General features: G+C 59.2%; 9 protein-coding genes. 7 read left to right on the top strand and 2 right to left on the bottom strand.

Annotated features, from left to right (window positions below):
• Positions 1–366 precede the first annotated feature (366 nt).
• From PGN27_RS19045 to PGN27_RS19035, 3 genes are all read left to right on the top strand, one after another.
• Positions 367–804 (top strand): hypothetical protein, encoded by a 438-nt coding sequence (locus tag PGN27_RS19045; protein ID WP_335327512.1) that lies wholly within the window; start codon positions 367–369, stop codon positions 802–804.
• 170 nt (positions 805–974) lie between these two features.
• The gene (locus PGN27_RS19040; protein ID WP_335328785.1) at positions 975–2,735 is read left to right on the top strand and encodes a DUF4012 domain-containing protein; all 1,761 of its coding nucleotides are present in this window, start codon (positions 975–977) and stop codon (positions 2,733–2,735) included.
• Positions 2,736–2,829: 94 nt separating this feature from the next.
• A complete protein-coding gene (locus tag PGN27_RS19035; RefSeq protein ID WP_335327511.1) occupies positions 2,830–4,293 on the top strand; it encodes a tyrosine-protein kinase domain-containing protein in 1,464 nt (487 codons plus the stop codon).
• A 69-nt stretch (positions 4,294–4,362) separates the two neighbouring features.
• On the opposite strand, the gene PGN27_RS25745 is transcribed toward PGN27_RS19035, so the two are convergent.
• Positions 4,363–5,322, bottom strand: a complete 960-nt coding sequence (locus tag PGN27_RS25745; protein WP_418888617.1) for a glycosyltransferase family 2 protein — start codon at positions 5,320–5,322, stop codon at positions 4,363–4,365.
• A gap of 50 nt (positions 5,323–5,372) precedes the next feature.
• Here PGN27_RS25745 and PGN27_RS19030 point away from each other — a divergent pair, with 50 nt between their 5' ends.
• The 4 genes from PGN27_RS19030 to PGN27_RS19015 all read left to right on the top strand — a co-directional run bounded on the left by PGN27_RS19030 (position 5,373) and on the right by PGN27_RS19015 (position 10,445).
• Positions 5,373–6,395, top strand: a complete 1,023-nt coding sequence (locus PGN27_RS19030; protein WP_335327510.1) for a class I SAM-dependent methyltransferase — start codon at positions 5,373–5,375, stop codon at positions 6,393–6,395.
• A gap of 66 nt (positions 6,396–6,461) precedes the next feature.
• The gene (locus PGN27_RS19025; protein ID WP_335327509.1) at positions 6,462–7,928 is read left to right on the top strand and encodes an O-antigen ligase family protein; all 1,467 of its coding nucleotides are present in this window, start codon (positions 6,462–6,464) and stop codon (positions 7,926–7,928) included.
• 29 nt (positions 7,929–7,957) lie between these two features.
• Complete coding sequence (locus tag PGN27_RS19020; RefSeq protein ID WP_335327508.1) at positions 7,958–9,154, top strand: hypothetical protein; 1,197 nt, start codon at positions 7,958–7,960, stop codon at positions 9,152–9,154.
• A 181-nt stretch (positions 9,155–9,335) separates the two neighbouring features.
• Positions 9,336–10,445 (top strand): glycosyltransferase, encoded by a 1,110-nt coding sequence (locus PGN27_RS19015; RefSeq protein WP_335327507.1) that lies wholly within the window; start codon positions 9,336–9,338, stop codon positions 10,443–10,445.
• 42 nt (positions 10,446–10,487) lie between these two features.
• Here the strand turns inward: PGN27_RS19015 and PGN27_RS19010 are convergent, their stop codons facing one another.
• On the bottom strand, positions 10,488–12,107 hold the full coding sequence (locus tag PGN27_RS19010) for a nucleotide sugar dehydrogenase (RefSeq protein WP_335327506.1): 1,620 nt from the start codon (positions 12,105–12,107) through the stop codon (positions 10,488–10,490).
• Positions 12,108–12,161 lie beyond the last annotated feature (54 nt).

Raw genomic sequence — 12,161 nt, 5'->3', positions numbered from 1 at the left:
GCGGGGGCGCCTTCGTGGTCGATCCTGACGAGCGCCGCACGAGTCACGGTGGTCGACAAACACGTCTGCGCGAAACCAGAACCTGACGCGTGGTTGCAGTCACAGCTAACTTTGCACCGAACCAGCGGACATCAACTACCAGCAAACTTTTGGAGCTGATGAAATCGCTGTCGAGCGAGCCTGCTCCACCACCCTGCGTGAGGGTTGCCCAAGCATCACCTGTCGGCCATGGAGTGCCTGTGAGCCGGCGTCCAAAACGGTTGCCAGATGCCGCGATACAGCCATGCAACCTGCGAAAACGTGTTGACAGGACGTTCCCAGTCTGACATGCTTTGCCCAACTCAAAGGCCCGTCCAAGGGGGAGAAATGTCAGCAGTTTCACGCAAGATGAGCATGGGCCTGGCGGCAGGCGCGCTCGCCGCCGCAGCAACACTCACGCCGGTCACCGTCGCCCACGCTGCGCCGTCGCAGCCCATTGTCGGTTCGGTGGTTGGTGCCGCGCAGTGCGATCCCTCGGTCACCGCCGGCTGCCCGTCCCAGGCGAACGCGCTGCCCACTCCGGAACAGGCCATCCGCGGCATCTTCCAGAACAACCTGTGGTGGTTCGGTACGGCCAACCCGACTCCCCCGCCGAGCTCGCCGGTCTTCACGTTCCAGCCGCTGAGCCTGGTGCCCGGATTCCTCAAGCCGTTGTACGGCTGGTTCACCCAGAACCTCAACCTCGAGGCGTGCGTGTTCGGCGCATCGCTGCGGGTCGGCCCATACGGCACCACCACGTTCTCCGTCGGGCGTGGTTGCGCCTGACTTTGAGTTCTGCCCAGAAGCTCGTCTCATCGGCGCGGATCCACTTGGTGGGTCCGCGCCGATCTATGCGGAAAGCGCGCTGAGTGCCCAAGGTTGATTCCGTCGATGGTGACGACAATGATTTTTCAGCGAAAGAACACCGCGGAGGGCTCGGGGACGCTCGTTCTCGGCTGAAACGGCACCGCCGAGCCGTCATCATCGGCGGGCTTGTCTTCCTGGCCATCGTGGTGGCATTCGTGGGATGGCTGGCCAAGAGCGGATTGGACGCCAAGGCCGCACTCGAACAGGCCCGCAGCAGCGCTCAACAAGCCAAAGACGCGCTGCAGCAGGGCGATTCCGACGCAGCATCCCGTTTTGTCGACGACACCCAGCAACACGCGCAGGTGGCCGGCGACGCCACGCACTCACTGCCTTGGACAATCACCTCGGCCATCCCGTGGGTGGGCAGCCCCTTCCGCACCGGCCAGCAGATCTCCGATGTCGTCCTGGGCCTGGCCAACGACGTACTCAAGCCGGCGGCGCAGGCCGGCACGGCACTGTCACCCGATCGTTTGGTGGATGGCAGCAGGGTCGACGTCGCGTTGCTGCGCTTGGAGGAGCCGAATCTGACCTCCCTTGCGGAGGCGGCGACAAGGCTCAACAGCCAAGCACAGGCGATCTCGGACCCCCGGTACGTCTCGACACTGTCGGACGCGCGCACACAATTGCAGGAGCAGACGGCTCAGATCACCGGGCTGTTGGAGAACACGGCGGTGGCCTCGCAGCTGGTCCCGCCGATGATGGGCGTCGATGGTCCGCGCTCTTACTTCATGGCGTTCCAGACCAACGCGGAGGCGCGCGGGACCGGCGGTCTGTTGGGCGGTTTCGGAGTCCTGCGGTTCGACGATGGAGTGGCCACCGTCGACACGCTCGGCGCCAATACGGAGCTGGACAAGCCCTTCACCCCTATCGACCTGGGCGCCGAGTTCAACCAGAACTACGGCTATGCCAATCCATTCGGCGACTTCCGTAACAGCAATCTAAGTCCGCACTTCCCGTACGCGGCCCAGATCTGGAAGTCGATGTGGGCCCAACAGACCGGCATGAATGTCGACGGTGTCATTGCCCTGGACCCATTCGCCCTCAGCTACATCCTCGGAGCGGTGGGGCCGGTGACCATGCCCGACGGCGAACAGGTGACCAAAGACAATGTCGTTGAGCTGACCGAATCGACCGCCTACGCTCGCTTTCCCACCGATCAGGCGGCACGAAAGCAGTATCTGCAGGACATTGCGAGCGAGGTCGTCAAGAAGGTGACCGGCTCCACCGGCTCACCGAAGTCTTTACTGGAGGCGCTGGGCAAATCCGTCAGTCAGGGCCGCATCGCGGTGTGGAGCGCAGTGCCCGCCGAGCAGGAGCTGCTGGAACAGACACCCCTGGCGCATACCGTCCCTGATGACGATGCACCATACGCCGCGGTAGTCCTGAACAACCTCGGCGGAAACAAGATGGACTACTACCTAAAGCGTGAGATCGAGTACGTGGCCGATGGATGCAGCGGAGATAGTCGGAAATCGACCGTCAGCGTCCGATTGAAAAACGACGCTCCGCCCACGCCGCTTCCCAGCTATGTGGCCGGAACCGGCGGGCTCAACCCAACCTTGCCGATCCAGTTGCCAAGCGGTTCGATGCTGACTTCGGTCAAACTGCTTGCGACAAGCGGAGCGACATTGGAAAGTGCTCTCTCGAACGGTGAGCGTGTCCAGGTATTCACTGGGTCGGAGCGCGGCCACCCCACCTTTGAAATTCAGGTGGTGATCCCGCCTGGCCAGTCAGGGGAATTGAGCTTCCGCCTCTCCGAACCAACATCGCCCGATGCGGCTCGCGTGCCCGTTCAGCCACTGGTCGACGCGGTGATCCCCAAAATCTCGGTGCCAGAGTGTGGCCGGTGACCTGTGGACACTCGAAGCGGCGAGGCACTACTGGACGATCGGTGACGCGGGGTAGCGTATTCGCGGCTGGGCATTCCGCAGTAAAGGGGCAAAGGTGACTCTGCAAGATTTCGTGAAACTGCTGCGAGCCCGATGGATCACGATGGCCGTCACCGTCGCCGCGGCTGTGCTGGGTGCACTCGCCTTCACACTGCTCACCACTCCCCAATACCAGGCTTCCACGAGGCTTTTTGTCTCAGCATCCGGTGGTGACAGCGTTGCCGACACTTACCAAGGTAACCGCCTTTCTCAGGAACGGGTTCTCTCATACGCCGAGCTGCTGATGGGCGAGACCTTGGCTCAGCGAACCATCGACAAGCTGAATCTCGACCTCAGCGCGTCGTCACTTCGCGCCAGAGTCAAAGCCACCGCGAAACCAGAGACGGTGCTGATAGACGTCAAGGTTCAAGATCCATCGCCAGTCCAGGCGCGCGACATCGCAAATGTTCTGTCCGATGAGTTCGTGACCATGGTCAGAGAACTGGAGACCCCAGAGGACGGATCTCGACCTGATGCGCGTGTTGTCGTTGAACAGCGAGCATCGATTCCGGAAAAGCCAATTTCGCCAAACCTCGTCAACAACCTGCTCCTCGCGCTTGCATTCGGCGTGGTCGCTGGAGTTGGAGTCGCAGTCCTCCGTGGGCTCCTCGACAACACGGTCAAGGACAGAGAAACACTTGAACAGGTAACCGGCGTTGGCATGGTCGGCATCATCCCCAGCGATAAAGAACGCCGAAAAGATCCGCCAATTTCCTTTGGCCAGGACAACTCTGCAATTGCCGAGGCGTTTCGAAAACTTCGGACCAACTTGCAGTTTTTAGCTGTTGATAATCCACCTCGCGTCATCGTCGTCACGAGTTCGATGCCCGGAGAGGGGAAGTCGACATCGTCAATCAACATCGCGTTGGCGCTTGCTGAGGCCGAACACAACGTACTGATCGTCGATGGCGATATGCGCCGCCCCAAGCTTGATAAGTATCTGAACCTGGTAGGCCAAGCCGGCCTCAGCACCGTCCTGAGCGGAAAGGCAGATCTCTCAGATGTTCTGCAGAAGACACGATTCCCGGGCTTGACCGCCCTCACCTGTGGAACCATTCCACCCAATCCCAGTGAACTGCTTGGATCGATGGCCGCCAAAAAGCTGTTGGCCGAGATGCGGGGTCAGTTCGACTACGTGGTCATCGATTCTTCGCCCCTCCTCGCCGTCACCGATGCCGCAATATTGGCCGCTGAAGCCGACGGGGTACTCATCATGGCCCGCTTCGGTCAAGCGAAGCGAGATCAGCTGGCGCACGCGATCGCCAACCTTGAGCATGTCGGCGCACGTACGCTGGGGGCAGTGCTCACGATGGCACCCGAACGCGGGGATGCGTCGTACAGTTACACCTACTACGGCCAATCCGAAGCCGAGCGATCGGCGAGATCTGCCGTGGCCGACACAGCCGCTTCCTCGACCGGCAGTGGGGCGGAAACTACCGAAAGTACATCTAGCAACGCTCATCAGCGGCAAGAGCCGTGAACGAGCATGCGGCGAGGCCATCCAGCGCTCAGCGCTGGCGCCAGGCACCTACACCCAATAGCAGGAACATCAACGGACACCGCCGGTCGACGAGGTAACTCGATCGATCACGCGCCGCGGCAGGAGGCCGGCAATCCCGATGGCAGCCGGTCCAGGCGCCGGCAAACACCCCGCACGTCGCAGCGCTACCAGCGCGGCACGAACGCCGCTGCGTGAACGGCCAGCGAGTGCATAGCGGAGTGTCTGCGCCGCAACAAAATCAGCGTAGATGTGGCGATCTGCTTTGAGTGCCCGGTCAGCCCAGGCCAACGAGCTCCGCCAGTCAGTGCTCGCTGAGATTGATCCGGCAGAACCGAGGTTAATGCGCACAACGGCCTCAGGTGCCTGCACAAACGAAGTCTCGGGTTGACGCCCCAGCCGCACGAGCCAGTCCCAATCCTGATGTCTGCGTAAGGATTCGTCCCACGGTGTCGCTCTAGCCAACTCAGTCGACAACAGCAAGGTCGGCGTGGTCATCGTGGGGCGCCCTCCGCTTGGAGGGCGCCGGCGAAACAGGTAATGCTCCACGGACTCGTCCTCCTCGATGAGCCTGTCCGGGCTTGGCCTCGAAACGCTGCCGGTCCGCGAGTCCACGAACAGTTGGCGTCCAGAAACCACCGTGCGGCCGGGATCCCGAGTGCCGAGAACTGCGAATTGAGCGTCGAGTTTCGTTGGTAACCATTCGTCGTCGTCATCGAGAAGGGCCACGAAGTTCATTCCGGCCGCTGCAATTCCCGTGTTCCGGGCATGCGAACCGCCGACGCGGCCCTTCGTCCTCAGAACACGGTCCGCAAGTCCGTCCACTCCGCGTGGAAGATCCTCATTCGGCCCGCCGTCGTGCACCACAATCAACTCGACCTGCGCATCGGACGTCTGCTCTCGGACGCTTGACAGTGCTCGCAGGAGTTCCGGCCGTCCGACGGTCGGCACGACGACCGAAACAGATGGAACCCAGGTCCGCCCATGCTTCTCAGCTGTGCTCTCACGCATCAAAGGCCCCTCACTCGTCTGATCGCCAGGCGCAAAGCGCTGAGACAAACGTGAACGAATACCGTCAGCCAATACTGGCACACCGCAACCATTTGCATGGACGTTGCTGGATGCGGTTGTTGCAACGGATTCCCAAGGTAAGCAGCAGGATCGATAGGCATCTCGGTTGGGACACCAAGCACCGGACGCCGCTGAAAAGGTGTTCCGCGCAGAACATCGTCGTTGGGAAGATCCCTGGTCCCGAGAACCCGGAGGAATCGGATCGGCTGTCGACGAGCGCCGACATCGGCCCGCCCATTCATTCAACTGCGCGGCGCCGGCAATCGCGGTTGAATCAACGGGGGCGGAAGTCACAGGGCATGCAGAGGGGAACACGATTGAAAATCAAGACGATCCTGACAAGCACACCATCGTTGCAACGACTTGCACGAAAAGTGAAGAGCGCACTCTCAGGTGGGACGTCCTTCACCTCGTCGGCAAACTACTGGGAGGACCGCTACCGCCGAGGGGGCACATCGGGAGCCGGATCCTACGATCGTCTTGCCGATTTCAAAGCACAGGTACTGAATACGTTCGTCAGGGAGAACAACATCCGGAGCGTCATCGAGTTCGGATCCGGCGACGGCGCCCAGCTCGAGCTGGCGGACTATCCTGACTACACCGGGATAGACGTATCGACAACTGCCATCGAATCGACCCGTCGCCGGTTCGCAGGTAATGGCGCGTTTCGCTTTCTTCATTCGTCTGAGGTAACCGATGACCTGCAGGCGGATCTTGTGTTGTCCTTGGATGTCATCTACCACCTCGTTGAAGACGAGGTGTTCAACGATTACATGAAGCAGCTGTTCGCAGCGTCGTCGCGCTGGGTGATCATCTACGCCAGCAACCAGTCCCAACCTCACCAAACGCCACACGTGCGCCACAGAGAGTTCACCAGATGGATTGACGCCAACGAACCCCGCTTCCGACTCGTCCACCGAATACCCAATGTGTACCCGTACTCCGCAGACGATCCCGATCACACCAGCTTCGCTGACTTTTACATTTTCGAGATGTCGCCTGCCGCTGGCTAAATCAGATACCCAGAACACGCAGATACGCGATAGCAAGGCCAAGGGCGCCTGTTAGTCTTCTAAGTCGTGGCGGGCGGTCTGGTGACACTGGTATGGATCGCCCTGACTGTCCTGGCGATTGCGAGCATTTTCGCGTGTCGACAGCTGATCGCGGAGGCCTGGAAACCCGGGGCAAGAGCTCAGGCATTCTCCGCCCAGATAATAGTAACTGGCGGGACATTTAGCGCAACGACTCTGATTAGCAGTCGTGAAATCCTGCAAGCCGCCACACTCGCGGGATTCATTGCCAGCCTTCTACTCTCGGAGCTAACGGATTCCAAGCGGGCCCAAGCCGTACCGCGCTTATCCGCACCAAAAATGAACGGAACTCCCGCGGGGTTGATACTGGCATTCTGGGCGTGGCTGTTTTGCGTGAATATCTGGATGGCCGACGACGAGACAGCTTACTCGGCGCTCTCCCGTATCGTGTCTGGTATCGCTCTTGCAGCCTTCGTAATAACTCAACGATACCGACCTATAACGGCTGTCCAGTTTTTCTCGTCAGCACTCACCACGATTGCTTTCGTAGTCGCCGCCGTGCCGCTCACTCCAGGTGCGTTCATCCCGTGCGGCAAGTTTAAGTGCACCGATTTCGATGCAATTCTGCAAGGACCCTTCGATTCCGGCAACCTGCTCGGATTGATGGCCGCGATTTCCGGTGCTTTGCTGTTGGCATCCTCGCACGTGTCTAAGAAATCCACGATCACCACGATGGTTTTCCTCTTTGCAATACTTTATGCAACCATGTCGCGGACTTCGGCTTTGGCACTCGGCGCCGGTGTAGCCCTGATCATCACCAATAGCTTGCTTTCAAAACCGAAAAGAAGTTACCGATCATCGCCGCTGTCAACTACTGTGGTCGCCCTGTCCGTATCGGTAGTGCCGCTTGCAATAGGAATGGCGCTGGTTTTCCGTGCTCAGCTGTCAGATTTTAGTAACAGGGGCAGGATATGGATACTTGGCCGCGAGGCAGTTTCTGGGTATGCCGTAAGTGGACGCGGAATTGATTGGTGGGACGCGCTGACCCATGCCGGCTACTTCGGCAAGACATTTGACCGCTTTCCTCACAGTGAGTATCTACTCATCTACTTTTCCGGTGGACTGATCGGGTTGGCGTTATTGGCTGTCGTCATGTTCCGCGTAACAGGGTCTGCCATCGAAAATTATCGATCAATCGCACGTGGTGCAGTGGTGCCGCTCGTGTTCACAGTCTGCGGGATCATTGAGGCGATCTGGAATCCACTTACCATCGATGCTGGAACGTGGCTATTCTTCGCACTTGTTTCCGTATGCGTTGGTACTACTAGTCGAAACGTTCCAGAAGGCACTTCTCACCCCGGAGTAGACACTCCATGGATGCCGAAGCTGACCGCGTATGGCCCCAAGAGTCGATCAGCCCATGACAAACCACCAGTTTTCTACTCGAACAACCACGAGCGCCCCTCAAATGCCGGCGAATTAGCACAAGACGGTCAACCGGAACATCGAGCGTGAACTCCAGATTTCGCGCCGCCGGAAATGGTGTGAGCCGGCTTGCCGGCTTCGGCTTGTCGACGGTGCTGTTGGCGGTGGTGTCGGTAGCCTCAGTCCCCGCCATGGTTGGAGCCGACGGTATCGCAGCATGGGGAGCCATCGCGCTAGGCCAGGCAGTCGGCGCCGTCGCATCCCTGGTGGTGGGCTACGGATGGAACGTCTCCGGTCCGTCGATCATCGCTCGTGGTGGAACCGGCGCCCGACGCAGAGAGTACGCCGACTCAGTTCGGGTAAAGCTCAGCTTGCTAGCACCCGTAGGCGTGCTGGCAGCTGCCGTCGCGGCAGCGCTGTCCCATCAGCATGCGAGCTTCGCCGCTGCCGGCGCTTTGTCGGCGACACTGGTATCGCTCACCAGCAACTGGTACTTCGCGGGATTGGCGAGGCCGTATACCTGGCTGTGGCTTGAGATCGTGCCGAGGGTGCTGAGTACCTCCTTCGGTATCGCCCTCATGCACGCTGGATACGGAGCGCTGCTCGGCTTGGCCGCGACTTCGGGGGGCATGGTCCTCGGATTGATCTTCGTGTCGCTGTGGGTGCGTCATACGACCAGTTCGGACGCTGATCCACCCCCTCCCAAAGAGCCACTACGAGATATCCTGGTCTCGCGACGCCATGGCATTGCATCGATGGTCACATCGCAGCTTTTTCTCACGGCGCCATTTGTGATTATCGCCATCGCAGCCCCTTGGGCACAGGCGACTTATGCGCTGGTCGACAAGATTCGACAACTCGTAAGCGCAGGACTCAATCCGATTGTTGTTGTCTTTCAGGGCTGGGTGCCGCGCGCAGCCGATAACGCTCTGCCGGGCCGCAGCCGTGCCGCGCTATTCGTCACCGCCGGTTTAGCTGTTGCGACCGGGATGACGCTTATCGTGTGTAGTCCCACGCTCGCCAACTGGTTGAGCGACGGACAAATTGTCATCCCATCTTCCATGGCATTTATGATCGCATGCATCATTGCAATTGATCTTTTCAACTCGGTCTTGGCATATGCCGTAGCAACTTCGTTCAACCGAGTCAATACAGTGTCCTCTGCGACTCTTGTCAGTTTCGTCGTACTACTACCAACTGCAGTATTTGGCGCCCTACAAGACGGCGCACAAGGAGTGCAGGCGGCAGTTCTGTGCGGCTTGATGCTGCGTGTAGTGATACTGCTTTCACGAATCTCACGTAACCTGCACGGCTAGCCACTCGGCATCATCGAGTGTGAGCGAGTGCAATCCTGGGCGGGTATTTTCACGATGCTGCGACTGGCCACTACCGCCCTGAAAGATCTCGCTCGGATATCTAGCGGACCAAAATTTCACACGCCTTTCAATGTATATTTCAAGGAGACAACCTGACTACCTTGAGAGGAACTCGACAATAGTGGTTGAAGGTTGCAATCTTCCACAGAGTCCGATTCGCGTCACCGTCGTAGTATCGAGCCTATATCCGCTCACAGGGCTCGAATCGGCCACCCTGTCGCTCATCGAATCCCTGAAGTCGACTTACGATGTACGCGTTGTCGCCCTTGCAAACGAAGACCCGCCGGATAGCCCCGGCCCGACATCCATAATTGACCAGCGATGGGGCTCGAAAGTAACTGGATGGAAACGGCTGATCACCCTGTGGCGAGCGCTACGTCATCGCGCCGATATTGACGGTGTCGTGATTATCAGCGGCGCTTGGACCGCCATTCCACTCTTACTTGCTCTATCGCGCACTGCTAGCCGAGGCGCTCTGATCTGGGAGCACTCATTTGGCGATGAACAGGTCAAATCCAGTCGTAATCTCCGAGTTCTCCGGTTTATCGCGCGCACCCTCTATGCGCGTGCACACGCCACCGTGGCCGTGAGCGAATCACTCCGTCGCGATCTGCTTGCTTACGGTTTCAGTGAGCCCATAGCGGTCATACCGAACATCGTTCGGAATCTCAATCGGCAGGATACTCCGCGCGTCATATCTGGCAGACTACTGGCAGTTGGCTCTCTTACGAGGAATAAGAATCTCAGTCTCGCTATTCACGCACTTTCATTACTACCTTCCAGCTACACGCTGGATATTGTCGGTGATGGAGCACAACGGCACGAGCTCGAGAGTATGGTCCGGGAACTCGGAATCGCCGACCGCGTGTGGTTCAGCGGTTATGTTGAAGACCCCGCAGAGTACTTCGCCCGTGCGGAGATTATGGTTCATCCATCGCTGGGCGAGACCTACGGCCTGGTGCTGTTCGAGGCCGCACAGTTCGGCAAACCCGTTGTGGCGGTAAATCAGAGCGTAATGCCGGAGGTCGTTCCGGCGCTGGTGCCAGGCGTCCTCGCAGCACCAGAACCGAGAAGCTTCGCGGACGCAATCATCAGATTGTCTCAACGTCCAATCACCCCGGAAGAGCATGCACGTGCACACCTTCTGCGCCAGAAGGCGGTTGAGAACATTGCGAAGGACTGGCAGCAGCTGATCAACAGTGCATCAGAGTCGAGAGCACACCCACGGTGAGCCGATAAGCCGCGGCCGCTAGCCCTTGTCAGGAGGCACTTCTCACGGCACGTGTACGCCCGGTAACTTCAGCCGATAGGTCGTGTCCAGAACTGCTGGGTGACCGTCCAACCACGAATAGTCGACGTTCGGATGTGCGGTATGGACGATTACCAGGTCCCATTCTTGAGCAGCTGGATCCGGCAGATGAAAGAGACTGCCACTGCCCGGCAGATTGATCGCCTCGACGTACGGGTCTGAATAGCACACTGTAAGACCGTGTTCGGTCAGCATCTGCATGATCTCCAGAGCAGGGGACTCGCGGACATCGCCGAGCGCCGGCTTGTAGCTAACCCCCAGAACGAGTGCCCTTGCGCCCTCTAGCTTCCTGCCGCTTTCGCCAAGTATTCGTCGAGCGTGCTCCGCGATCACACGTGGACGACCGGCGATCGCACCCATCGCAGCCTCTACTAACGGTGATTGCATTCTCCGGCCGCGGAGTTGCCAGAGCAGATAGTGCGGATCGCACGGTATGCAATGCCCTCCGACGCCTGGCCCCGGATAAAACGCCATGAATCCATATGGCTTAGTCGCGGCTGCCTTGATCACTTCCATCACATCAATATTGAGCTCTTGGGAAGCATCGGCGATCTCGTTCGCGAGGGCAACGTTCACAGCACGGAAAGTGTTCTCGAGCAGCTTGGCCATCTCTGCGGCCTCGGGTGATGAGACAACGTGTAGCGATCCCGCCGTGTGTGCCAGGTACGCTGCGGCTCGCTCGCTACAAGCAGCGGAATAGCCTCCCAGCACGCGCGGCGTGTTCTCGGGGGCATGTGCGACGACGCCCGGATCTATCCTTTCCGGGCTGAAGGCCACAAAGATGTCTTCGCCTACGACGAATCCCCTTCGCTGCAAAGGCTTGATCAGGAGGTCTTTTGTGCAACCCGCATACGTAGTCGAGGTCAACACGATGACCTGGTGATGTCGCGCATGCTCGACAACCGTTGCGCATGCGGCAGATAGAGCAGTGAGGTCAGGAGTCAGATGGTTATCGATCGGCGTGGGGACACACACAACCACAAGCTCGGTCTCGGCAATTGCCGAAGGTTCAGTTGTCAGCCGCAGCACATGATCGTTCAGCGCAGGCGCCAGTCGTTTCTTATCGCGTTCGAGCAGATCGATTCGAATGTCTTTGATGGCGCTCAGTCGCGCCTCGCTGACGTCGAATCCGACGACCTTGGCTCCCGCGTCAGTGAAGGACAGCGCGGTGGGAACTCCGACATATCCCAGACCCACTACCGCTATCGATCTACCTCCCAGCGCCTTTCGTGTACTGGATCGCGGGTTGGCTGTCGTTTCAACTTCGGTTCCCACAAGTCCCCCCATTAGAGTTGATAATTCAGTTGCGCTGACACATTGAACTGATCCATCGGAGCGTCCATAGATTGCCCATTCAGCAGTGCGCTCGCCAACGAGATTGAAAGAGCCAGAGAGATACTGAACAGATATGTGGTCGTCCACAGTTATTCGGTTTCCCGCGATGGTGGCTTGCCAACCAGCCGTATTCAAGGCGTCTCTTGCTGCGCCGATCGAGGTGGCACGCTGCAGTATCGCAGCCACGCGCTCGCTGGACGCAGCGGATACGAGGGTTTCGACATCTGTCGTCCAGCTCGATTCCTTCACCGCCCCAAGGGAAGTCGGACTCACAGGACACGGCAGGGATCCTTCGGAACCTGC

Origin of the sequence: Mycolicibacterium neoaurum, assembly GCF_036946495.1 — a bacterium.
Classification (GTDB): Bacteria; Actinomycetota; Actinomycetes; order Mycobacteriales; family Mycobacteriaceae; genus Mycobacterium; species Mycobacterium neoaurum_B.
Note: the sequence above shows the minus strand (reverse complement) of the source record. Positions and strands in the feature narration are given on the sequence as shown.